The 21669-nt window shown below is 64.7% G+C and carries 22 protein-coding genes; 10 read left to right on the top strand and 12 right to left on the bottom strand.

Going from position 1 to position 21669, the window contains the following annotated elements:
• Positions 1–32: 32 nt before the first annotated feature.
• Together BMI90_RS03750 and BMI90_RS03745 are read right to left on the bottom strand one after the other, a co-directional pair.
• Positions 33–1031, bottom strand: coding sequence for an NAD-dependent epimerase/dehydratase family protein (locus BMI90_RS03750; protein ID WP_078526151.1), 999 nt, complete (start codon positions 1029–1031; stop codon positions 33–35).
• Positions 1032–1339: 308 nt separating this feature from the next.
• Positions 1340–3004 carry an acyl-CoA dehydrogenase family protein gene (locus BMI90_RS03745; RefSeq protein ID WP_078526149.1) on the bottom strand — a complete coding sequence of 555 codons (1665 nt, stop codon included), beginning with the start codon at positions 3002–3004 and terminating at the stop codon, positions 1340–1342.
• Between the two features lie 192 nt (positions 3005–3196).
• On the opposite strand from BMI90_RS03745, the gene BMI90_RS03740 reads away from it, so the two are divergent.
• Positions 3197–3955, top strand: a complete 759-nt coding sequence (locus BMI90_RS03740; RefSeq protein ID WP_078526147.1) for a sulfite exporter TauE/SafE family protein — start codon at positions 3197–3199, stop codon at positions 3953–3955.
• Here the strand turns inward: BMI90_RS03740 and BMI90_RS03735 are convergent.
• Positions 3952–5052 (bottom strand): Hint domain-containing protein, encoded by a 1101-nt coding sequence (locus tag BMI90_RS03735; protein ID WP_078526145.1) that lies wholly within the window; start codon positions 5050–5052, stop codon positions 3952–3954. The genes BMI90_RS03740 and BMI90_RS03735 overlap by 4 nt on opposite strands.
• Before the next feature lie 316 nt (positions 5053–5368).
• On the opposite strand from BMI90_RS03735, the gene dapE reads away from it, so the two are divergent.
• Together dapE and BMI90_RS03725 are read left to right on the top strand one after the other, a co-directional pair.
• Entirely contained in the window at positions 5369–6511 is a 1143-nt protein-coding gene (gene dapE, locus BMI90_RS03730) for a succinyl-diaminopimelate desuccinylase (protein WP_078526143.1), read from the top strand.
• Positions 6508–6924, top strand: coding sequence for a GNAT family N-acetyltransferase (locus BMI90_RS03725; RefSeq protein ID WP_146671204.1), 417 nt, complete (start codon positions 6508–6510; stop codon positions 6922–6924). Before dapE ends, BMI90_RS03725 begins: the two co-directional genes overlap by 4 nt.
• A 22-nt stretch (positions 6925–6946) precedes the next feature.
• Here BMI90_RS03725 and smc read toward each other — a convergent pair whose 3' ends face one another.
• Positions 6947–10405 (bottom strand): chromosome segregation protein SMC, encoded by a 3459-nt coding sequence (smc, locus tag BMI90_RS03720; protein ID WP_078526141.1) that lies wholly within the window; start codon positions 10403–10405, stop codon positions 6947–6949.
• 301 nt (positions 10406–10706) lie between these two features.
• Here smc and BMI90_RS03715 point away from each other — a divergent pair, with 301 nt between their 5' ends.
• From BMI90_RS03715 to BMI90_RS03705, 3 genes are all read left to right on the top strand, one after another.
• A complete protein-coding gene (locus tag BMI90_RS03715; RefSeq protein ID WP_078526138.1) occupies positions 10707–11912 on the top strand; it encodes a hypothetical protein in 1206 nt (401 codons plus the stop codon).
• 107 nt (positions 11913–12019) lie between these two features.
• Positions 12020–12376, top strand: a complete 357-nt coding sequence (locus tag BMI90_RS03710) for a CidA/LrgA family protein (protein WP_078526136.1) — start codon at positions 12020–12022, stop codon at positions 12374–12376.
• Positions 12369–13085 (top strand): LrgB family protein, encoded by a 717-nt coding sequence (locus tag BMI90_RS03705; protein WP_078526134.1) that lies wholly within the window; start codon positions 12369–12371, stop codon positions 13083–13085. Before BMI90_RS03710 ends, BMI90_RS03705 begins: the two co-directional genes overlap by 8 nt.
• On the opposite strand, the gene BMI90_RS03700 is transcribed toward BMI90_RS03705, so the two are convergent.
• From BMI90_RS03700 to BMI90_RS03670, 7 genes are all read right to left on the bottom strand, one after another.
• Positions 13082–13738 carry a trimeric intracellular cation channel family protein gene (locus BMI90_RS03700; protein ID WP_246831481.1) on the bottom strand — a complete coding sequence of 219 codons (657 nt, stop codon included), beginning with the start codon at positions 13736–13738 and terminating at the stop codon, positions 13082–13084. The two genes, BMI90_RS03705 and BMI90_RS03700, sit on opposite strands and share 4 nt — an antisense overlap.
• Positions 13735–14199: a ribonuclease HI gene (gene rnhA, locus BMI90_RS03695; RefSeq protein WP_078527206.1), complete on the bottom strand. Its 465-nt coding sequence runs from the start codon at positions 14197–14199 to the stop codon at positions 13735–13737. The genes BMI90_RS03700 and rnhA overlap by 4 nt, the downstream gene beginning before the upstream one ends.
• Positions 14192–14797, bottom strand: coding sequence for a glutathione S-transferase family protein (locus BMI90_RS03690; protein WP_078526132.1), 606 nt, complete (start codon positions 14795–14797; stop codon positions 14192–14194). The genes rnhA and BMI90_RS03690 overlap by 8 nt, the downstream gene beginning before the upstream one ends.
• 15 nt (positions 14798–14812) lie before the next feature.
• Positions 14813–15253 (bottom strand): DUF3429 domain-containing protein, encoded by a 441-nt coding sequence (locus tag BMI90_RS03685; RefSeq protein WP_078526130.1) that lies wholly within the window; start codon positions 15251–15253, stop codon positions 14813–14815.
• Positions 15253–16200 (bottom strand): 4-hydroxy-3-methylbut-2-enyl diphosphate reductase, encoded by a 948-nt coding sequence (gene ispH / locus BMI90_RS03680; RefSeq protein WP_078526128.1) that lies wholly within the window; start codon positions 16198–16200, stop codon positions 15253–15255. The genes BMI90_RS03685 and ispH overlap by 1 nt, the downstream gene beginning before the upstream one ends.
• 62 nt (positions 16201–16262) lie before the next feature.
• Complete coding sequence (locus BMI90_RS03675) at positions 16263–16709, bottom strand: YqaA family protein (RefSeq protein ID WP_078527204.1); 447 nt, start codon at positions 16707–16709, stop codon at positions 16263–16265.
• A gap of 87 nt (positions 16710–16796) precedes the next feature.
• Entirely contained in the window at positions 16797–17360 is a 564-nt protein-coding gene (locus BMI90_RS03670) for an NYN domain-containing protein (RefSeq protein WP_078526126.1), read from the bottom strand.
• Positions 17361–17490: 130 nt separating this feature from the next.
• Here BMI90_RS03670 and folK point away from each other — a divergent pair, with 130 nt between their 5' ends.
• The 4 genes from folK (at position 17491) to BMI90_RS03650 (ending at position 21372) form a co-directional block, all read left to right on the top strand.
• Entirely contained in the window at positions 17491–18072 is a 582-nt protein-coding gene (gene folK, locus BMI90_RS03665) for a 2-amino-4-hydroxy-6-hydroxymethyldihydropteridine diphosphokinase (RefSeq protein ID WP_246831480.1), read from the top strand.
• An 87-nt stretch (positions 18073–18159) separates the two neighbouring features.
• On the top strand, positions 18160–18516 hold the full coding sequence (gene rpoZ, locus BMI90_RS03660; RefSeq protein WP_078526124.1) for a DNA-directed RNA polymerase subunit omega: 357 nt from the start codon (positions 18160–18162) through the stop codon (positions 18514–18516).
• A gap of 27 nt (positions 18517–18543) precedes the next feature.
• Positions 18544–20670 (top strand): bifunctional (p)ppGpp synthetase/guanosine-3',5'-bis(diphosphate) 3'-pyrophosphohydrolase, encoded by a 2127-nt coding sequence (locus BMI90_RS03655; RefSeq protein ID WP_078526122.1) that lies wholly within the window; start codon positions 18544–18546, stop codon positions 20668–20670.
• Positions 20671–20706: 36 nt separating this feature from the next.
• Complete coding sequence (locus tag BMI90_RS03650; protein ID WP_078526120.1) at positions 20707–21372, top strand: DUF2062 domain-containing protein; 666 nt, start codon at positions 20707–20709, stop codon at positions 21370–21372.
• 9 nt (positions 21373–21381) lie between these two features.
• On the opposite strand, the gene BMI90_RS03645 is transcribed toward BMI90_RS03650, so the two are convergent.
• On the bottom strand, positions 21382–21627 hold the full coding sequence (locus BMI90_RS03645; RefSeq protein ID WP_078526118.1) for a WGR domain-containing protein: 246 nt from the start codon (positions 21625–21627) through the stop codon (positions 21382–21384).
• Positions 21628–21669 lie beyond the last annotated feature (42 nt).

Raw genomic sequence — 21669 nt, 5'->3', positions numbered from 1 at the left:
GATTTGGCGCGCTTGCGTTCCCTACGCAACGGCTATTTCGCGGCGAGGAACCGCCCGGTGCGCAGAATTGCCTCCTCAGCGGGCACGAAGTTCACGCCCAGATCGCGCGTTGCCGCCGCGTGGCTGAGCCGCATCGTCTTGCCGAGCATCGGTTTGATCAGGGCGATCTGGCTATCGAACAGGGCCAGCGCCCCGATCAGCCAGTTCGGCGCGCGTCGCGTTGCGATCCGGCGCTCGGGAAACTCGGCTTTCAATCCGCGCGCCATCTCGGGGAAAGAGAGGAACCTCTCGGCGCAGATATAGCGCTGACCGATGCTGGCGGGGGTGTCGAGCGCGGCCACATGACAGGCCGAGACATCCGCGATATCGACAACCGGAAGTTCGAACTCGGGCACAGCCGGATCCTTGCCGGCCATGATCCGCTCGATCACCCCGACCGACGATCCGGTGTGGCGGTCCATCGGCGTGCCGCAGACGAGGCCGGGGTTGATCACCGTCAGCTCCATCTCGTGATGGTCCTCGATGAATTCCCAGGCGGCTTCCTCGGCGAAGATCTTCGAGCGGGTATAGGCGCTGCAAGTGGGCGCCTTCGGGTTCGACCAGTCAGTCTCGGTCATCGGATCGGAGGTAACGCCGTGCATCACCGCTTCCATCGAGGAGGTAAGCACCACGCGCGTCACGCCCGCCGCCTGTGCCGCCGAGAGGACACGCCGTGTACCCTCGACTGCCGGGGCGATGATCGTGCGTTCATCCTTGATCTTGGTGATCGGGAAAGGGGACGCAGTGTGGATCACAGCGTCGATCCCCTCCATCGCCTCGGCCCAGCCCGCGTCGGACAAAAGGTCGGCCTCGACAAAGCTGATCCGGTCGAGCGCCTCGGGGCCAAGTTCGGCGAGCGCCGCGTTCACCTCGGCGCCCCGGCTGGCCTTGCGCAGGGTGCCGCGCACCGTTTCGCCCCGCGCCAGCAGGTCGTAGGCGATGCGTTTCGCGATGAAGCCGGTGATGCCGGTGACGAGAATCGTGCGGGCCATGCGCCTCCCCTTGTGGCTGAGCCTTTTGGTTCAGGTGGGGGCGCTGAGCGGGAAGTCAACAAGGAGACGGAATGCGAGCCATTTGCAACAGTGCAAAAGCGCCCTCCCGGGGGGAGGTCGGGCGCGGCCCGGGGTTAGTCACCCCGGGAATGTCGGTGCCTCTGGAAATGAAAAACCTGCCGCCTGCGGGGCGACAGGTTCTGTTTTTCGCCTGAGTCGCGGCCAGCCCGGTCCGGCGTATCCCGGCGCCGCGATGCGCGGCGCGTTCGTGCCTGAGAGGCTCCACTGGAGCATCTCCGAGACGGCACTCACCCCAGCAGACGCCGCGCAATCACCTGCGCCTGAATCTCGGCAGCACCCTCGAAAATGTTGAGGATACGCGCGTCGCACAGGATACGGCTGATCTGGTATTCCAGCGCGAAACCGTTGCCGCCATGGATCTGCAGCGCGTTATCGGCCGCCGCCCAGGCCACGCGGGCACCCAGAAGCTTCGCCATGCCGGCTTCCAGATCGCAGCGATGGCCATGATCCTTTTCCCAGGCCGAGAAATAGGTCAGCTGGCGCGCGATCATGGTTTCGACCGCCATCATCGCGAGCTTGCTGGCCACACGCGGGAATTCGATCAGCGATTTGCCGAACTGCTTGCGGTCGATCGCGTATTGCATGCCGATTTCCAGTGCCGATTGGGCGACGCCTACGGCGCGGGCGGCGGTCTGGATGCGGGCGGATTCAAACGTCTCCATGAGCTGCTTGAAGCCCTTGCCCTCTTCGCCGCCCAGAAGGTTCTTGCCCTTCACGCGGAAGTTGTCGAAGCCGAGTTCGTATTCCTTCATGCCGCGATAGCCGAGCACTTCGATCTCGCCGCCGGTCATGCCCTCGGTGGGGAAGGGGTTGTCATCGGTGCCCGGCGTCTTTTCGGCCAGGAACATCGACAGGCCCTTGTAGTTGTCGGTCGCCGGGTCGGTGCGCGCGAGCAGCGTCATCACATGGGTGCGCTGCGCATGGGTGATCCAGGTCTTGTTGCCGGTGATCAGCCAGTCGTCCCCATCCTTGACCGCGCGGGTGCGCAGGCTGCCGAGGTCCGAGCCGGTATTCGGTTCGGTGAAGACGGCGGTGGACAGGATTTCACCCGAGGACAGACCCGGCAGCCATTTCTGTTTCTGCTCCTCGGTGCCGCCGCAGATGATCAGCTCTGCCGCGATTTCCGAGCGCGTGCCAAGCGAACCCACGCCGATATAGCCGCGCGACAGCTCCTCGGTCACGACGACCATCGAGGCTTTCGACAGGCCGAGCCCGCCATATTCTTCCGGAATGGTCAGGCCGAAGACGCCGAGTTCGGCGAGCTCCTCGATGATCTCCATCGGGATCAGTTCGTCCTTCAGGTGCCATTCATGCGCGTTCGGCTTCACGCGGTCTTCGGCATAGCGGTAGAACTGCTCGCGGATCATTTCGAGGTCTTCGTCGAGGCCCGACTGCCCGAAGATCGAACGGCCCTGAACGTCGCGGATCAGCTCCACGAGGCGCATCCGCGCGGCGTTCGAATTGCCGCCTGCGATCAACGTCGCCGCAGCGTCCGACGGGCTCCAGCTGACGCCCATATCCGCAAGGCGCACCATTTCGCCCTGGTTCATCTGGATGCCGCCCGCGATCTGCGCGAGGTATTCACCGAAACCGATCTGGAGGATCAGTTTCTCCATTTCGCCCAGTTTGCCTTCTTCGGCCAGACGACCGGCCCAGGCGCGCAGCTGCTTGAGAGACTGCTGATAGGTGGTCAGCCAGGCAAGGCCGTGAGCGCGGTACTGGTTCTCTTCGAGAAGCGCGGCCGAGATGCGGCCGTCCTTTTCGGTCGCGGCGCGCAGGCTCGCGGTTGCATCAGAGACCAGCGTTTCCAGCTCGGGAAGGCTCGCTTCGGTCAGCGAGAGAAGGTCGTCCAGAATGATCGTCGTCGGCATGTCGGCCCCATCATGTGCCATGAGTCGGCTCCTTATTCTGCGGTTGCAGCCTGTCTAGTTATTTCGCATCCGCAGCGCAATAAAAATTCGCTGTATATGATTTGTGCGACTTAAAATGTCGCAACACCCTGAAATCTGCGCGTTTGTCGGCCGCAAATTCCGGATGCGGAGCCCTGCGCGTCCCGATAAAAGCGATGCAGGGGAGAGGGGCGCATGTTCGGACTGGAAATTTGGCAGATCGCGCTCGCATTGGGCGTCACGCTTTTCGCGGGTTTCGTGAAGGGCGCGGTGGGGTTCGCGATGCCGATGATCATGCTGTCGAGCTTTGCTTCCTTCCTGCCGCCGCATCAGGCGCTGGCACTCTTGATCCTGCCAACGCTGGTGACCAACGTGATGCAGGCTTTCCGGCAGGGCGTGCGCGCCGCGCTGGGTTCGGTCAGCCGCTACCGGCTGTTCATCGCGATGATTGTCATCTTCATCCCCGTAAGCGCGGCGCTTGTCGATCTGATCCCGCAAGCGTTGATGTATGCGCTTCTTGGCGGGCCCATCCTCGCTTTCGCGATCTGGCAGATCTCGGGGCGCCAGATCATCATGCCGACCCGCCATCGCGCGGTGACCGAAACGCTGCTGGGCATCATTGGCGGGCTCTACGGCGGGATCTCCGGGATCTGGGGACCGCCGCTGATCATCTATCTGATCTCGATCGACGCGCCGAAACAGGAGGCCGTTCGGATCCTCGGCGTGGTATTCCTGACGGGCGCGATCATCCTGACCGGCTCGCATCTGGTTTCGGGCGTGTTGAACGCGCAGACGATCCCCTTGTCGCTGCTCATGGTGTTGCCCGCGCTTGTCGGGATGAAGCTCGGTTTCAAGGCCCAGGACCGGCTCGACCCGGTGCGCTTCCGGCGCTGGACCTTGATCCTTCTGGGACTGGCCGGGGCGAACCTTCTGCGACGCGCGTTGATGGGTTAGGCCACGAAGGGCCGAAGCCCCTGTCGCCGCGCCGAGGCGAGCGTCTTCGCCTCATAGCCATGGACGATCTTGCGCACTGGCTTGCGATGCAGCGGCAGCCACCCTTCCTTTGCAAGCGGCGCAAGCGCGGTCGTTGCAGCCAGAAGCGGCTGGCGGGCGAGGCGGCCCAGATGCAGGCTTTCGATCTTGCAGCCATCGGCGATCAACAGGTGATGGCCCTCGAGCAAGATCCCGTGCCAGCTCAACAGGCCGGGACGATCGGGTTGCAGCGCCGCGCAGCCGTCGACCAGATCCCCGGCGGCGATCAGCACCTCGTCGAGACCGAAGAGGAAATCGACCGCCGGACCTTCGAGCACCACGCGATGTTGCGGCATCACCCAGAGGTCGCGGGTCTTCGAGAACACCGGTGCGCAGAGTTTCACCGGGCGCAGATGCCCGAGCGCGGGCAGGGTGAGGCGGCCCGACCAGAGCACGGGCTGCGGGCCGGCATCGGCGGTCAGCACTAGATCTCCCGCTTGCAGATGGGCGGCAGGGCGCAGCCCCTCCGGCGTCTCGATTGGCGTGGCGGGGGCGAAACAGGCGGCAGGGCCCACCGGCTGGAGATGATCGCCAATCGCGAGCCAGTCCACGCGCGGCCCGAGCGTTGCAGGGCCAGATCCTTGAACGAGCGCCACGATCTCGGCGCGCGTGAGCGGCAGCGGTGCAAGGCCGGCTTGCTGGCGGATCGTCCCCAGATCGAGCGCCTCAAGCGTCAGCAGGCTCTCGCGGCCCGGACCGTCCCAGCGCCAGCTCAGCCGCATCCGCCCGCCCGCGAGCCGTTCCTGCGTCGCATCGAGCGAGACCGCATGCACCGCATCGCCGCGACGCTGAGCCATGACGATGCGGCCCTCGGCATCGAGCTGGAGCGACAGGAAATCCTGCCAGTCGCCACAATGGTTGAGATGGATCAGCGGCAGCGGCGCCTCTTCGCCGCGCATCAGCGTGAATTCGAGCATCAGGGTGCCCTGCGCGACCAGCTCGGGCAGACGATGATCGTCGAAACGATGTGCGCCGCGATGCGCGATATGGGCGGCGATCCAGCCGCCTTGCGGTCTCATGCGTGATCCTCCCCATGCGTGGAGAGGGCTACCTGTCGTGCCATTGCCTGTCTCCGGCCCGGTTGTGGTCAGAGGGCGAGCGTGTGAAGGCGCGCCGCGCAACAGCGCGGGTCGTCGTCTCTGGTGTCGGGCTTTGCCCTGCTCGTCTGCCCTGCCATGGGCTTATCATTGTGTTGTTTTATGACATGACCGCCGGCTTTTGCGAAGCCCTCTTCGCCGCAGCCGAGCGCGGGCCGGGCGCCAGTAGCGAGGACGCAACAGCCATTGCTCCGCGCGCCCGCGCGCTCTAAGCCTGTGGCTCAGACAAGGAGAGCCCATGACCACCGATCCCGTAGCCCTGAGCGCCGAGCTGATCCGCTGCCCCTCCGTGACCCCCGAAGAGGGCGGCGCGCTGGTTCTGCTGGAAACCCTGCTCTCGAAGGCCGGGTTCGCCTGCACCCGCGTCGATCGCAATGGCACGCCGAACCTGTTCGCACGCTGGGGCGAGAAGGGGGCGGCGAAGAGCTTCGGGTTCAACGGTCATACCGATGTCGTGCCGGTGGGCGATGCGGCCGCCTGGACGCATGATCCCTTCGGCGCCGAGATCGTCGATGGTGTGATGTGGGGGCGGGGCGCCACCGACATGAAGACGGGCGTTGCGGCTTTCGCGGCGGCAGCGGTGGATTTCGTGACGCAGACCCCGCCCGAGGGCGCGGTGATCCTGACTATCACCGGCGATGAGGAAGGCCCGGGCCGCGACGGCACGCGGGCCCTTCTCGACTGGATGCAGGCCGAGGGCGAGGCGATGTCGGTCTGTCTGGTGGGCGAGCCCACCTGCCCGAACGAAATGGGCGAGATGATGAAGATCGGGCGGCGCGGATCGATGACCTTCTATATCGAAGCCGAGGGCGTGCAGGGCCATGCCGCCTATCCGCATCGCGCGAAGAACCCGCTTCATGCGCTGGTGGATCTGCTGGGCCGGATGACCGCCGAGCCGCTCGATCAGGGGACCGAGCATTTCCAGCCCTCCACCCTGCAGATCACCACGATCGATTGCGGCAACCCGGCCAATAACGTGATCCCGGCCAAGGCGCGCGCTACGGTCAATATCCGCTTCAACGATGCCCATAGCGGCGAGAGCCTGATCGCCTGGGCCGAGGCGCTGGCGCTCGCGGTGACGATGGAGACCGGCGTCACCTTCGCGCTCAACCCCGATATCTCGGGCGAGAGCTTCGTCACCCCGCCCGGCCCCTTCGTCGATCTCGTCGCGCGCTCGGTCGAGGCGGAAACCGGCCGCGCGCCGGAGCTGTCTACCTCGGGTGGCACCTCGGATGCGCGCTTCGTGAAGGATCATTGCCCGGTGGTGGAATTCGGCCTCGTCGGCGCGACCATGCATCAGGTGGACGAGCGCGTGCCCGTCGATCAGATCGAAACCCTCAAACGCATCTATGCCCGCATTTTGCGAGACTATTTCGCATGATCAGGATCGAGGCGGTCGAGGATTACACCCAATGCCACGCGCTGCGCCGCGAGGTCTTCATCGAGGAGCAGGGTATTCCCGAGCCCGAGGAGTGGGACGATCTCGATGACGAGGCGATCCATCTGCTCGCGCGCGAGGGTGACACCCCGCTCGGCACCGCGCGGCTGATCCGCAAGGGCGAGACCGGCAAGATCGGCCGTATCTGCGTGGTGAAATCCGCGCGCGGAACCGGCCTCGGCGCGGCGCTGGTGAATGATGCCTGCGCACGCTTCAAGGAACTGGGCTGCACCCGCGCCTATCTCTCGGCGCAGGTCTACGCGATCCCGTTTTACGAAAAACTCGGCTTTGCCGCTAATGGCGAGGCCTATGACGACGCGGGCATCCCGCACCGGGACATGGAAAAGGCGCTCTGACCTGGCGGCCCCGCGACGGGCGTCAGGCGACCAGCGCTTCGGCCTTCTTCAGATCGACCGAGACGAGCTGGCTCACGCCCTGTTCCTGCATGGTGACGCCAAACAGCCGGTCCATCCGCGCCATCGTCACCGCGTGGTGGGTGATGATCAGAAAGCGCGTATCGGTGCGGCGCGTCATCTCGTCGAGCAGGTCGCAGAAGCGCGTCACGTTCGCATCGTCGAGCGGCGCGTCGACCTCGTCGAGCACGCAGATCGGCGCCGGGTTGGCGAGGAACACCGCGAAGATCAGCGCCATCGCGGTCAGGGTCTGCTCGCCGCCCGAGAGCAGCGAGAGCGTCGAAAGCTTTTTGCCCGGCGGCTGGCACATGATCTCGAGGCCCGCTTCCAGCGGGTCGTCGCTCTCGACCAGTTGCAGATTGGCCGAGCCACCCCCGAAGAGGTGCGTGAACAGCGTGCGGAAGTTCTCGTTCACTTGCTCGAAGGCGGTCAGCAGTCGCTCGCGCCCTTCGCGGTTGAGGCCCGAGATCCCGGCGCGCAGCTTGCGGATCGCCTCCTCGAGATCGGACTTCTCCTTGACCAGCGCGTCATGCTCTTCCTGCACCTCGCGCGCGTCTTCCTCGGCGCGCAGGTTCACCGCACCAAGGCTTTCGCGCTGGCGCTTGAGCCGGTTCACATCCGCATCCAGCGTCTCGGCGTCGGGCATTTTCTCGGGATCGGCGTCGAGGCTGTCGAGAAGCTCCTGTGGCGTCTTCTCGGTCTCGTCCGCGATACGTTCGGCGGCATAGGCGACGGTTTCGCGCGCGGCATCGACGCGAGCCTCGGCGCGGGCGCGAGCCTCGCGGGCCTCGCCTGCCAGACGCTCGGCCTCGCGCTCGGCGATCTGCGCCTCGCGCAGCGCGCTTTCGGCGCTCGAGAGCTTGTCGGACGCCTCGGCCTTGCGTGCCTCCGCATCCGAGATCGCCTCGGACAGCTCGGCGCGCTTGGCGGCCAGTTCTTCCGGCGCGGCGGAAGCCTCTTTCAGCTCCTCCTCGGTTTCGGTCTTGCGGGTCGCGAGCTCGGCCGAGCGTTTCTCGGCGGTCTCGAGACGATGCCGCCAGCCCGAAATTTCCTTGGTGATCTCCTGCCGGCGCTTCAGGCGTGCCTCGCCCTCGCGGCGGATCTCGTCATGCACGGAGCGCTTGGTGAGCATCGTCACCCGCGCGGCCTCCACGGTCATCTTCACCGCCTCGACCTCGCCGCGCGCGGCGTCGAGATCAGGCAGCGAGTCCTGGGCATTGGTCGCCTCGCGCAGCGCCATCCGGGCAGAGCTTGCCTCCTCCTCATGGCGCGCGACGGCGAGCTTGGCGCTTTCGAGCTTGGAGCTGGCAATCGAACGATCGGCCTCGGCGCGGCTGAGCGCTCGGCCCGCCTCGGCCAGACGTCGGTCGGCTTCGCGGCGCGCCTCGCGGGCGGCGGCATCGGCGCGGGTGGCTTCGGCCAGCTGTGCGGTCAGGGCTTCATGGGCGTCCTTCGCTCCGTCTGCCCGCGCCGCGGCCTCTTCCAGATCGCGCTTGAGCTCGACCAGCCGGTTGAGCTGTTGCAGGCGCAGCGCGGCGGCGGTGGGCGCATCCTCGGCGCCCGCGCGATAGCCATCCCAGCGCCACAGATCACCCTCGGGTGAAACGAGCCGTTGACCGGGGGCCAGCTGTTCCTGAAGGCGCGCGCCCTCGTCGTAATCGGCCACGAGCCCGATCTGCGAGATCCGCCGGGACAGCACGCCGGGCACGTCGACATGAGCCGAGAGCGGTTCGACGCCGACCGGCAGGGGTTGGGGCGCGGGGTAATCGGGCAGGGTCTGCCAGCCGGTCGGAGCGTCGTCATCGACCTCGGGGGCGCGCAGGTCATCGGCGAGCGCCGCACCCAATGCCGCCTCGTAGCCCTTGTCGACGCGCACGCGATCAAGAAGCTGGGTGCCGCTCGCCGCCTCACGCTCGACGAGGCGGGCGAGGGCGGTGACCTCGGCGCGCAGGGCCCCGGCTTCGCCTTCGGCTTCCGATCGGGCCGCGCGCGCGGCGCTTTCGCGCGACTGAGCCTCAGAACGGGCCTCGTCGGCGGCGGCAAGCGCCTCTTCGGCGGCCTCGGCGGCGTCCTGCGCCTCGCCCTGCTGGGCCTCGGCGATCTCGTAATCCTCGGCGGCCTTCGACAGCGCGGCGGCAGCGGCTTCGGCGGCGGCTTTCGCCTGTTCGGCGGCAGCTTCGGATTTCTCGGCGGTGGCGCGGCTGTCTGTGACGAGGCGCTGCGCCGATTGGTGGCGGGCTGCGAGACGGGCGACATCCTCGGTCAGCTCCGAGAGCTGCGCCTCGCGTTCCTGCAGGATCTGCGCGGCCTCATGGGCGGCATCGGCGGCCGCGTCGAGCTTGTCGGCATGGCCTTCGGAGGCCTTGGCGATCTGGCCCTGCTCCCATTCGAGCCGCGCGATCGTCTCTCCGGCGTCGCGGTTCAGCCCCGCCTCGCGTTCCATGTCGCGGATGAGCTGTTCGATCCGGGCCTTGAGTGTCTCGATCCGGGCGAGCGCCTGATCTTCCTGATCCGAGAGCGCATCGCGCTGCACGGTCAGACGTTGCAGGATCGCCCCCGCGATGGCCTCTTCCTCGCGCAGCGGCGGGAGCGCATCTTCCTTTCCCTGACGGGTCTTCGCGGCTTCGCGCGCAGTACGTTCGGCCTGCGATGCGGCGGTGATCTTCTCGCGGTGGCCATCTTCGGCGGTGGCCCGCGCGATGTCGGCCTCGCGCCAGCGGCGGTAAAGCAGCATCCCTTCGGCGCGGCGAAGTTCCTCGCCGATGGAGCGATAGCGCGCCGCCTGCCGGGCCTGCCGTGCGAGCGTCGCAAGCTGCGCGGCGAGCTGTTCGATCACGTCGTCGACGCGGGTCAGGTTCTGCTCGGCCCCGTTGAGTTTCAGTTCGGCCTCGTGGCGGCGCTGATAAAGACCCGAGATCCCCGCCGCCTCTTCCAGAATGCGGCGGCGGTTCTTCGGCTTGGCATTGATCAGTTCCGAGATCTGGCCTTGCCGCACGAGCGCGGGCGAATGCGCGCCGGTCGAGGCATCGGCGAACAGCATCTGCACGTCGCGGGCGCGCACGTCCTTCGAGTTCACCTTGTAGGCCGAGCCGGCATCGCGGGTGATCCGGCGCACGATCTCCAGCCCGTCGCTGTCGTTGAACCCCGAGGGCGCCAGACGTTCGGTATTGTCGATCTGGAGCGAGACTTCCGCGAAGTTGCGCGCCCCACGCGACGAGGCGCCCGCGAAGATCACGTCTTCCATTCCGCCACCGCGCATCGCCGAGGGGCGGTTTTCACCCATCACCCAGCGCAATGCCTCGAGCAGGTTCGACTTGCCGCAGCCATTGGGCCCCACGACCCCGGTCAGGCCGTCATGGATCACGAGATCCGTGGGGTCCACGAAGCTCTTGAAGCCGTTGAGACGAAGCCGGGTGAAGCGCAATGCACTGCCTTTCCGAATCTGGGTGCGGTTCTGGAAAGTGTCGGCAGGGGCGCGCGGCGAGTCAATGAAAACGCCCTGTATCTGGCGTTCTCGGGTTGGTTATCCACAAGATATTGGCGCTTTCTCGCGCAATTTTACCATCCGGGCCGATGATGGAGCCGGGCGCGCGGCGGGCAAGCGAGGCGATATTCGGCCTGCGAGAGAGCCGCGACTGCCTGACGCATGGAAACCTCACGGAGGCGTTACCACCATATTCAACACGTCGAATTTTTTAAGCTCACACCGCAACCGGAGTCCTGCCATGACCACTTTCGCGCGCCCGGCGGACCGTTATTCGCCGCTTTATTTCCTCGCCTCGCTCGGAGCGGGCGGGACGGCTGTCACCTTCTTCCTCTGGCTCTATTTCTGGATCCCGCATCCCGGCCAGAGCGTCCCGGTCTTCGAAGACATCGCCAGGGCGCTGTCGACCGGCTCGATGCTGACCAAAGGGATGATCTTCGTGGCGATGGCGGGGATCATCTTCTTCGCATATCTCAACATCCGTCTGCTGATCTGGAACCTGCGCCAGCTCTCGGCTTTCAAGAAGACTGACAGTTATGCGCAGCTGCGCGCCTCCAATGCCGAGACGCAGCTCTTGGCGATGCCTTTGACGATCGCGATGACGATCAATGTGGGCTTCATCCTTGGCATGGTCTTCGTGCCGGGCCTGTGGACGGTCGTCGAATATCTCTTCCCGATCGCGATTGCCGCCTTCACAGCGACCGGTGCGCTCGCGCTGGTTCAGCTCGGCCAGTTCCTTGGACGCGTCAAGACCGACGGCAATTTCGACTGGACCGCGAACGGGTCCTTTGCACAGATGATGCCGGCCTTCGCGCTGTCGATGGTCGGCGTGGGGCTTGCCGCCCCTGGTGCGCTGTCGAATGTCGCGCTTACCTCGGGCATCGGGATCATGCTTGCGACCTTCTTCATGATGGCGGCGCTGATCGTTGGGGTCGTGGCGCTGGTGCTGGGCATCCACTCGATGTTGAGCCACGGGACCGCGGTCGAAGCGGTTCCCACGATCCTCATCGTGATCCCGATCCTGACGGTGCTCGGTATCCTCGGGATGCGGGTCAATCACGGGCTGCATGTGAATTTCGAGGATCACGGCACGGCGGCGCAGGTGCTGATGTTCCTGACCAAGACCTATTCGGTGCAGATCCTCTTCGCACTGTTCGGGATCGAGATGTTGCGCCGGGTGGGTTACGCCAAGCGCTTCCTGTTCGGCGCGGAGAACTCGGTCGGCGCCTATGCGCTGGTCTGTCCGGCGGTGGCCTTCGGCGTGATGACCCAGTTCTGGATCAACGCGGGGCTGGTGCAGTCGGGGCTTCTGACGAAGTTCTCGATCGCTTACTGGATCGTGACGCTGGTGGCCCTCGCGGCGCAGGCTCTGGCGATCTGGCTGGTGCTGCATCTCAACCGCCGTCATTTCGGCAAGGCCGAAGCGACCCCGGTTCCCGCCGAGTAAGGGCGAGCCACATGAAGCATCCGGGGCGGCGCGGGGGTATACCCGCTCCGCCCTTTTCTTTTGCGCGCGGTCGCTTAGCATCGGAGCTGACCCGAGGAGGTTTTCCGATGATCCCAGCCCTGTCCCTGATCCTTGCCTGCCAGCTTAGCGGAGAGATCCTCTCGCGCGCGTTGATGCTGCCCTTGCCCGGCCCGGTGCTGGGAATGATCTTCCTGCTCGTCCTGATGAGCGTCTCGGAGAAGATCCGGGAGGTGATCCGGCCGGTCGCACTGTTCATCCTCCAGCATCTGTCCCTTCTCTTCGTGCCAGCGGGCGTGGGTGTCGTCGCGCATCTCGATGCGCTGCGTGAACATGGTCTCGGGCTGGCGGTGGCGCTGATCGGGTCAACGATGCTGGCGATCGTGGTCGGCGCGGCGGTCTTCGCAGCGGTCGCAAAACTGACGGGGAGCGCGAGCGATGACTGATCCGTTCAAGCTCTGGTCCTATCTGGCCTCGGGGCCGCTCCTTTGGCTCTGGGCGACGCTGATCGCCTACTGGATCGGAGACACGCTGTTCAAACTGAGCGGGCGCAGCCCTTTTGCCAATCCGGTGATGGTGGCGGTGGTGCTGTTGGGAGGCGTGCTGCTGATGACGGGCACGCCCTATCAGCGCTATTTCGACGGGGCGCAATTCGTCCATTTCATGCTCGGCCCCGCGACGGTGTGCCTTGCCGTCCCGTTGCAGGCGAACCTGCCCAAGGTCCGCAAGGCACTGTTGCCGATCCTTGCGGGGCTGCTCGCTGGGTCCGCGACGGCAATCGTCTCGGTTCTTGCGATCGCGAAGGCGATGGGGGCGGGGCCGGAGCTGCTTGCCTCGCTCGCGCCGAAATCGGTGACCGCGCCGGTGGCGATCGGGATCTCGCAATCCTTGGGCGGCGAGCCCTCGCTGACGGCGGCGCTGGTGATCCTGACGGGGATGATCGGGGCGATCACGGTAACGCCGATGCTCAATGTGTTGGGTTTTCGCGACTGGCGCGCGCGGGGCTTCGCCGTGGGGGTGGCTGCGCACGGGATCGGTACGGCGCGCGCGTTTCAAGTGCATGAGACCGCCGGGGCCTTCGCCTCGATCGGGATGGGGCTGAACGCGGTGCTCACCGCCTTCCTCGCTCCGGTGCTGCTAAGTCTCTTCGGTTAATACTGCCGCGGCGGGCGCGCCTTGTAGACCGGCAGTTTCCATCCGAAACGCAGCGAGCCCGCGCGCAGGATGAAGGTGACCGCGCCGCAGATCAGGAGCGCGGTGAGACGGTCGAGCCCCGCGGCATTGGCGATGAGTGCGCTCGCAGCGCCCGCGAAGGCGCAGGTGAGATAAAGCTCACCCTGTTTCAGCACGAGCGGCACCTCGTTGCACACCACGTCGCGCATCAGCCCGCCGAAAGTGCCGGTGACGACGCCCATGATCAGCACGATCACCGGCCCATGATCCAGTCGCATCGTCACCGCGACACCGGCCGGAACAGCCACCGCGAGCGCCCAGGCATCGAGCCACAAAAGCGCCCTGTAGCGGCTTTCGAGGAGATGGGCGGTGAAGAACACCACCACCGCCGCGCTGGCGGCGATCAGCACATAGGTCGGATTGCCCACCCAGAAGACCGTGTCGCGCCCGATCAGAAGGTCGCGCAGCGTGCCCCCGCCAACGGCGGTCAGCGCGGCGATGAAGATGAACCCCACGAGGTCGAGTTGCTGGCGCGACGCCACCAGCGCCCCCGTCAGCGCGAAGACGACGACCGCCGCGTAATCAAGAGCCGCCCCGAGCGGCACCTGCGCCATCCAGTCGGGCAGGGCGGTCATTTTGCCTTGGCCGGTTTGAAGGGCTCCATCCCGGCGCGGGCCAGTTCGTCGGCGCGCTCGTTCTCGGGATGGCCGGCATGGCCCTTGATCCATTCCCAGGTGACCTTGTGGCGGCGCTGCGCCTCATCAAGCCGCTGCCAGAGATCGACATTCTTCACCGGCTTCTTGTTCGAGGTCTTCCAGCCGTTGCGCTTCCAGCCGTGGATCCAGCCGGTCACGCCGTTCTTCACATAGGCGGAATCGGTGGTGATGGTGATCGCGGTGCCGCGGGTCAGCGCCTCGAGCGCGTTGATCGCGGCCAGAAGCTCCATCCGGTTATTCGTGGTTTCGGCCTCGCCGCCCTTGAGCTCGCGTTCCTTGACGATCGTGTCTCCCTCCATCGCGCGCATCAAGACGCCCCAGCCGCCGGGGCCGGGGTTGCCGCTGCACGCGCCGTCGGTCCATGCGTAGAGATCAGCCATCCAACCCCACATATCCGCTCTGTGCGGCGATCCGGTCGAGCCAGCCCCGCAGCGCCGGGAAAGCGGCGAGGTCATAGCCGCCGCGGGTCTCGGCAGTATGGGTGTAGGCATAAAGGCAGATATCGGCGAGGCTAACCGCATCGCCCACAAGCCAGTCTGCGCGCGACAAGCGATCTTCCATCACCTGCAACAAGGCGTTGCCGCGGGTCAGGAGCGCTTCGAGACGTTCGGGCGTGCGCTCGGCGGTGCGGTGGGCGTAGGTCAGGATCGCTGCGCGCACGGCAATGACGCCCTCGTGCTGGTTCTGCTCCCAGAACATCCAGCTCAGCATCTGGGCCTTCTCAAACGCATCTTCGGGAATGAAGCGCGTGCCCTCACCCAGCCAGTTGAGGATCGCGTTGCTCTCGGGCAGGGCGCGGCCATCATCGAGCAGGAGAACCGGCGCCTTGCCAAAGGGCAGCGCACCCGAGGTGTGGGCCTCGTTCAATGCCGTGCTGTCATATTCCACGTCGATCAGCTCGGCACTCTGCCCCAGAAGCGAGAGCAGCAGGCGCACCTTGTAGCTGTTGCCCGAGGAGGGCATCGAATAGAGTTTCATCAAAGGGATCTCCGCTCAGCTGCCGGTGCGCACAATCGCGATCAGACAGGCGACGACGACTGCCGTCAAGACGAGGCGCAGCTTCATCCACCAGCCGGGGGCGAGACCACGGCTCGCGAAAACCCAATCGAGCGGCAACAGGAGAACGAACCCGATCAGCAACACGAAATTGATCGGCATGCCGAAGCCCGCGAAGAGGATGAAATAGAGCACCGGCGCGATCGAGATCGCGTAGCCCGGCGTCCACTCACCCTTCGCCGCAAAGCCCCAGAGGCAGCCCGCCATGAAGCAGAAGATCATCAGCGCATAGGCCAGCACAGCGACGCGCGGATCGGCCATGCCGGGCAGCATCATCGCTCCGGTCTGCACGACCAGCACACCCCAGACAAACGGGATCAGACCGGCCAGCCCGAGAAGCAGCGCCAGTCCCGGTATCTTCGGCCCCACGCCGCGCATCACGAGGCCTCCCGCAGCACGCGCGGCACCTTGAATTCGATATCCTCGCGGGCGGTCTCGATCTGGTCCACGGTCAGGTCATAGCGCTGGCGGAAGGCGTCGATCACTTCGTCGATCAGCACCTCGGGCGCGGAGGCCCCGGCCGTCACGCCGACCGAACGCGCGCCTTCGAGTGCCCGCCAGTCGATATCGGCGGCGCGCTGCACGAGCTGGGCATAGCGGCATCCTGCGGCGCGTCCCACCTCGACCAGACGGCGCGAATTCGACGAATTCGGCGCCCCGATCACGAGAAGCGCGTCGATCTCATGCGCCATCGCCTTCACCGCCGCCTGACGGTTCGTGGTCGCATAGCAGATATCTTCCTTCGCGGGGCCGACGATCTTCGGGAAGCGCGCTTGCAGAGCCGCCACGATCGCCGCCGTGTCATCGACCGAGAGCGTCGTCTGGGTGATGAAAGCGAGCTGTTCGGGGTCGCGCGGCGTGATCGTCGCGACATCCTCGACCGTCTCGACCAGCAGAACCTCGCCCTCGGGGAGCTGACCCATCGTCCCGAGAACCTCCGGGTGGCCGGCATGGCCGATCATCACCATCTGGAGCCCGTTCTCGGAATGGCGCTCGGCCTCCTTGTGAACCTTGCTCACCAGCGGGCAGGTCGCATCGACATAGATCATCTCGCGTCGCGCGGCCTCGGCGGGAACCGATTTCGGCACGCCATGTGCCGAGAAGATCACCGGGCGGTCGTCGGGGCATTCGTCGAGCTCCTCGACGAAGACCGCACCTTTGTCGCGCAGGCTGTCGACGACATATTTGTTGTGCACGATCTCGTGGCGCACATAGACAGGCGCGCCCCATTTCTCGAGCGCCATCTCGACGATCTTGATCGCGCGGTCGACTCCGGCGCAGAACCCGCGCGGGGCGGCGAGATAGAGGGTCAGGGACGGTTTCATCGCGCTCTCCTTCGTTTCGGTCTCACAGGTAAAGCTCTGGCGCTTGCTCGTAAAGGGAGCGATCAGCCGATCATCCCCAGCGCCTGCGCCGTCAGCCAGGCCAGAACCGCATAGCGCCCCGCCTTTGCAAGGAAGACGAGCGGGATGAAGAGCCATAGCGACATGCGCAAAACGCCCGCGACGAGGCAGATCAGATCGCCTCCAGGCGCCCAGCTCAGCAGCAGCAGCCCGATCCCCCAACGTTCGAACCAGCGATGCCCGCGCGCGAGCTGGGCCTCGGTGGCGGGGAACCATTTGCGGTCCTTCCAGTGGGTGACGCCGAAGCCCATCACGTAGGTGATGAGCGCTCCGATCGTGTTCCCGATCGCCGCAATCAGGATCATCGCCCAGATATTCGTGCGCCCCGCGGTTTGGAGCGCGACGAAGACCACCTCGGACTGGAAGGGGATCGGCGTTGCCGCAAGCAGCGCCGATATGAAGAGGCCGAAGAGGGAAACGTTTTCGAACATGAGCGAGGCGAACCGAAAAAGACGAAGGGCGCGCGGGAACTCCGCGCGCCCTTTCAATCATGTTTTGCGTCCAGCGTCAGGCCCGGATCAGTTTTCCGTGCTGGTGTCATCGTCGCGCGGCTCGCGCGGAGGGCGACCGATCACGTCGCGAAGTGCGTCGAGCTCGATGAAATTATCGGCCTGACGGCGCAGTTCGTCGGCAATCATCGGCGGCTGGCTGCGGATGGTCGAGACGACCGAAACGCGGCAACCCTGACGCTGCAGGCTTTCGACCAGCGGACGGAAATCGCCGTCACCCGAGAACAACACGATATGATCGAGGCGCGGCGCGAGCTCCATCGCATCCACGGCGAGCTCGATATCCATGTTGCCCTTCACTTTGCGGCGCCCCATGGAATCGGTGTATTCCTTGGCAGGTTTCGTCACCATCGCGAAGCCGTTGTAGTTCAGCCAATCCACCAGCGGGCGGATCGGAGAATATTCCTCGTTTTCGAGAAGCGCCGTGTAATAGAAGGCGCGGACCAGTTTTCCGCGGCGCTCGAATTCCTGACGCAGAAGCTTGTAATCAATATCGAAGCCAAGAGCCTTTGCGGCGGCATAAAGATTTGAGCCGTCGATGAATAGGGCTAGCCGTTCGTCCTTATAGAACATGCATTCCTCTCGCGCAGGTAAGTCCTGAAGCCCGAAACCTGTTTGCGTGAGTCAAAGCGAATTGGGTAAAAGCGCTTGCGCATATCAGTAGGGCGAACCAGATGTGTTGTTCGACATATCGCAATTCGCGATGAAAACGGAATCTGTCTATATGGACACCCTCTCATATATCGCACTTGGGGGAAATCTCCCGAGCGCAGTGGGAAGGCCGGAAGTTTCCCTTGGGGCAGCGCTTTGTCGTTTGGGAGAACTTGGTTTTTCGTTTGTCGCGATAAGTCGCTTTTGGCGAACTCCGGCGTTTCCAAGCGGGAGCGGCCCGGACTATGTGAACGCCGTTTGCAAGGTGCGAAGCGATTTGCAAAGAGATGCGATCCTCGCGACTCTCCATAAGGTAGAAAACGAGTTTGGCCGCCAGCGTGACGGACGCTGGGCTTCTCGGGGGCTTGATCTGGACCTTTTGGCGGTCGGGGACCAGGTCTGTCCCGACTTCGAAACCTGGACGCACTGGCGCGATTTGCCGCTCGAACGTCAGATGCGTGACGCGCCCGAAGAGCTGATCCTGCCGCATCCGCGGCTGCACGAACGCGGTTTCGTGCTGATTCCCTTCTCCGATATCGCGCCGCTATGGCGCCATCCGGTCAGCGGGCTGACCGTCATGGAAATGCTTGCGACGCTCCCAGAGGCCGAAAAAGCTTCGATCGAGCCCCTTTGAGCGACCCGTTCGGGCCAATGAACGCTTGTCTTTCGCAGTTGCAGCGCCTAAGTAGACCTCTCAATCCGAGTTCTTCTGGAGAGACCCATGGCCCGCGTGACGGTTGAAGATTGCGTTGATAAGGTTCCGAACCGCTTCGAGCTGGTGATGCTTGCTTCGCATCGTGCCCGCGAAATTGCGGCTGGCGCCCCGATCACGATCGACCGCGACAACGACAAGAACCCCGTCGTCGCCCTGCGCGAAATCGCCGAGGAAACCCAGTCGGCCGAGGATCTGCGCGAGCGTCTGATCGAGAGCAACCAGACCCAGATCGAGGTCGACGAGCCCGAAGAGGACTCGATGGCTATGCTGATGGGCGGCGAGAGCCCCGATCGCGCTGTCGAGGACGACATGAGCGAAGAGCGTATGCTGCGCGCGCTTATGGATGCGCAGGGCCGCGAGTAATCGCCAGAAAGGTCGGAACGCGCGCGAATGATCGACGTCGAAGACCTGATCGCGCTCGTCCGCAACTACAATCCCCAGACCGATGCCGATCTGATCCGCAAGGCTTATGCCTACGGAAAGGAAATGCATGAGGGGCAGTTTCGCCACTCGGGCGAGCCTTATTTCACCCATCCCGTCGCCGTCGCCGCGATCCTGACCGAACAGCGGCTGGATGATGCGACGATCATCACGGCCCTTCTGCACGACACGATCGAGGACACGCGCTCGACCTATACCGAGGTCGCGCGGCTCTTTGGTGAAGAGATCGCCGAACTGGTCGATGGCGTCACCAAGCTGACCAACCTGCAACTGTCGAACGCGGCCTCGAAGCAGGCGGAGAACTTCCGCAAGCTGTTCATGGCGATGTCGAAGGATCTGCGGGTGATCCTCGTGAAGCTTGCCGACCGACTGCACAACATGCGCACGATCCGCGCGATGCGCGTCGAGAAGCAGGCCCAAAAGGCGCGCGAGACGATGGAGATCTATGCGCCGCTCGCGGGCCGGATGGGGATGCAGTGGATGCGCGAGGAGCTTGAAGACCTCGCCTTCAAGGTGCTCAACCCAGAGGCGCGCACCTCGATCATCCGTCGTTTCGTTTCGCTACAGAAGGAAACCGGCGATGTGATCCCGCAGATCACCGCCGATATCCGGGCGCTGCTGGAGGACGAGGGCATCGAGGCGGACGTTTTCGGCCGCGCCAAGCGCCCCTATTCGATCTGGCGCAAGATGGAAGAAAAGCAGCTTACCTTCTCGCGCCTCTCCGATATCTACGGTTTCCGCGTCATCACCCGCAACGAGATGGATTGCTATCGCGTGCTCGGGCTTATCCATCATCGCTGGCGCGCGGTGCCGACGCGCTTCAAGGATTACATCAGCCAGCCCAAGACGAACGGCTATCGCTCGATCCACACCACGGTGTCGGGCCGCGACGGCAAGCGCGTCGAGGTGCAGATCCGCACGCGCCAGATGCACGAGGTCGCCGAGGCCGGCGTTGCCGCGCACTGGTCCTATCGCGATGGTGAACGCGCAGCGAACCCCTTCGCGGTCGATCCGGCGAAATGGCTCACCTCGCTGACGGAGCGATTCTCGGAAGGCGAGGGCGATCACGACGAGTTTCTCGAGAACGTCAAACTCGAGATGTATTCCGATCAGGTCTTCTGCTTCACGCCCAAGGGCGATGTGGTGAAGCTGCCCAAGGGGGCGACCCCGATCGATTTCGCCTATGCAATCCACACGCGGATCGGCAACAGCTGTGTCGGCGCGAAGGTCGATGGTATCCGGGTGCCGCTCTGGACGCGGCTGAAGAACGGGCAATCGGTCGAGGTGATCACCGCGTCGGGCCAGCGTCCGCAGCTTACCTGGCTCGACATCGTGGCGACGGGACGGGCGAAGGCCGCGATCCGCAAGAGCCTGCGCGAGGAAGATCGCGATCGCTTCATCAAGCTCGGTCACGAATTGGCCCGGGTGGCGTTCGAGCATGTGGGCCGCAAGGTTTCCGACAAGGCGTTGCGGACGGCGGCGAAGACGCTGGGGCTTGCCGATGAGGATGAGGTTCTGGCGCGTCTGGGTTCGGCCGAGCTTGCGACCTCGGTTGTCCTGGAGGCGCTTTATCCCGAGCTTGCCGCGCGTCAGAATGAAGCCGAGATCGAGCCGACGCGCGCGGTTCTGGGGCTTGGCGCTGATCAGAGTTTCCGCCGCGCCGATTGCTGCCAACCCTTGCCGGGCGAGCGGATCATCGGCATCACCTATCGCGGCAAGGGTGTGGTGATCCATGCGATCGACTGCCCCGCGCTGGAGGAATTCGAGGATCAGCCCGAGCGCTGGGTCGATCTTCACTGGAAGACGGGCCATCACCCGCCGGTCTATACCGCGACGCTCAAGGTCACGATCTCGAACGATGCGGGGGTGCTGGGACATATCTGCACCTTGATTGGGCAGCAGAAGGCCAATATTTCGGATCTCAATTTCATCGACCGGAAACCGGATTTCTATTCGCTTCTGGTCGAGGTCGAGCTGTGCGATGCCGAGCACATGCACCGGCTGCTGACCGCGCTTGAGGCGGAAAGCGACGTGGCGCATGTAGAGCGGATACGAGACCTGTCGCGCAAACCCTGACGCGCATGGCGTCGGGCGGGGGGAAAGGACGGCAGCGTGGTCTTCAGACGACGCGAGAAACGGGGCGTGTGGGAAAACCTGCGCGAGGCGATCTGGCCGAAATCCGGCTGGTCGCGGGCGTTCCAATACGTCAAGCACCGGGTGAACCGCCTGCCCGACAGACCGCACCGGATCGCGCGCGGGGTCTGGGCGGGGGTCTTCGTGTCCTTCACGCCGCTCTTTGGCTTTCACTTCCTGAGCGCCGCGACGGTGGCCTGGATCATGCGCGGCAATATCCTTGCCGCGATCCTTGCGACCTTCTTTGGAAACCCGGTCACCTTCCCGATCATCGCGGTCTTCTCGACAAAGCTCGGCCACAAGATCCTTGGGGACCGGCTGGACCGCGGGGCGGCGCCCGAGGGGCTGCTCACGACCTTCCAGGCGGCGAGCCACGATCTGCTTCATAATTTCTGGGCAATGTTCACCCCGGCCCATGCCGAATGGGGCGGGCTCGAACGTTTCTTCACCGATGTCTGGCTGCCCTATCTGGTGGGCGGGTTGGGTCCAGGCGTGGTCGCGGCGACGATCTGCTACTACATCTCCCTGCCGATCATTACCGCCTATCAGAACCGTCGGCGGATGCGTCTGAAAGCGCGGCTCGAGAAGATCCGGGCAAAGATCAAGCGCGATGAAAAGGGCGACAAGTCGACCCCCGAGGGTTGACGATTGCGCTCAGGCGCTGGCCTTGCCGGCAGCGGCCTCGCTCAGCCGGTAGCCGCGCCGCTGGGCACGTCGGCGGAAGGTTTCGGCCGCAGTCACGGCGTCGCGCAGGTTCGAAAACCAGCGAAGGCACTGGCTTCCGGCGTGGCCTTGCATCCCCCATTCGCGCAGCACGGTATACTCCCCGAAGAGATTGTCGGAGATCTCGACGCGGTAGAACCGCCGGGCTTCCGGCGTATGAAGAATGAGGTTGAGCATGGCAGTGCTCCGAACATCCCGATTTCGTGAAGTGAATCAGAA

It is taken from the genome of Thioclava sp. L04-15, assembly GCF_002020275.1.
GTDB lineage: Bacteria > Pseudomonadota > Alphaproteobacteria > Rhodobacterales > Rhodobacteraceae > Thioclava > Thioclava marina.
The sequence above is the reverse complement of the archived record's forward strand: the minus strand, read 5'-3'. Positions and strand labels throughout refer to the sequence as shown.

Excerpts from the sequence above, each read along its gene's own strand:
- dapE (WP_078526143.1), top strand. The coding sequence starts at position 5,369 with ATGACCACCGATCCCGTAGCCCTGAGCGCCGAGCTGATCCGCTGCCCC.
- BMI90_RS03655 (WP_078526122.1), top strand. The coding sequence starts at position 18,544 with ATGATCGACGTCGAAGACCTGATCGCGCTCGTCCGCAACTACAATCCC.
- BMI90_RS03710 (WP_078526136.1), top strand. The coding sequence starts at position 12,020 with ATGATCCCAGCCCTGTCCCTGATCCTTGCCTGCCAGCTTAGCGGAGAG.
- BMI90_RS03715 (WP_078526138.1), top strand. The coding sequence starts at position 10,707 with ATGACCACTTTCGCGCGCCCGGCGGACCGTTATTCGCCGCTTTATTTC.
- BMI90_RS03740 (WP_078526147.1), top strand. The coding sequence starts at position 3,197 with ATGTTCGGACTGGAAATTTGGCAGATCGCGCTCGCATTGGGCGTCACG.
- BMI90_RS03735 (WP_078526145.1), bottom strand. The coding sequence starts at position 5,052 with ATGAGACCGCAAGGCGGCTGGATCGCCGCCCATATCGCGCATCGCGGC.
- BMI90_RS03675 (WP_078527204.1), bottom strand. The coding sequence starts at position 16,709 with ATGTTCGAAAACGTTTCCCTCTTCGGCCTCTTCATATCGGCGCTGCTT.
- BMI90_RS03645 (WP_078526118.1), bottom strand. The coding sequence starts at position 21,627 with ATGCTCAACCTCATTCTTCATACGCCGGAAGCCCGGCGGTTCTACCGC.
- BMI90_RS03745 (WP_078526149.1), bottom strand. The coding sequence starts at position 3,004 with ATGGCACATGATGGGGCCGACATGCCGACGACGATCATTCTGGACGAC.
- BMI90_RS03685 (WP_078526130.1), bottom strand. The coding sequence starts at position 15,253 with ATGCGCGGCGTGGGGCCGAAGATACCGGGACTGGCGCTGCTTCTCGGG.
- folK (WP_246831480.1), top strand. The coding sequence starts at position 17,491 with ATGAAAACGGAATCTGTCTATATGGACACCCTCTCATATATCGCACTT.
- BMI90_RS03705 (WP_078526134.1), top strand. The coding sequence starts at position 12,369 with ATGACTGATCCGTTCAAGCTCTGGTCCTATCTGGCCTCGGGGCCGCTC.
- BMI90_RS03725 (WP_146671204.1), top strand. The coding sequence starts at position 6,508 with ATGATCAGGATCGAGGCGGTCGAGGATTACACCCAATGCCACGCGCTG.
- ispH (WP_078526128.1), bottom strand. The coding sequence starts at position 16,200 with ATGAAACCGTCCCTGACCCTCTATCTCGCCGCCCCGCGCGGGTTCTGC.
- BMI90_RS03670 (WP_078526126.1), bottom strand. The coding sequence starts at position 17,360 with ATGTTCTATAAGGACGAACGGCTAGCCCTATTCATCGACGGCTCAAAT.
- BMI90_RS03700 (WP_246831481.1), bottom strand. The coding sequence starts at position 13,738 with ATGACCGCCCTGCCCGACTGGATGGCGCAGGTGCCGCTCGGGGCGGCT.
- BMI90_RS03750 (WP_078526151.1), bottom strand. The coding sequence starts at position 1,031 with ATGGCCCGCACGATTCTCGTCACCGGCATCACCGGCTTCATCGCGAAA.
- rpoZ (WP_078526124.1), top strand. The coding sequence starts at position 18,160 with ATGGCCCGCGTGACGGTTGAAGATTGCGTTGATAAGGTTCCGAACCGC.
- rnhA (WP_078527206.1), bottom strand. The coding sequence starts at position 14,199 with ATGGCTGATCTCTACGCATGGACCGACGGCGCGTGCAGCGGCAACCCC.
- BMI90_RS03690 (WP_078526132.1), bottom strand. The coding sequence starts at position 14,797 with ATGAAACTCTATTCGATGCCCTCCTCGGGCAACAGCTACAAGGTGCGC.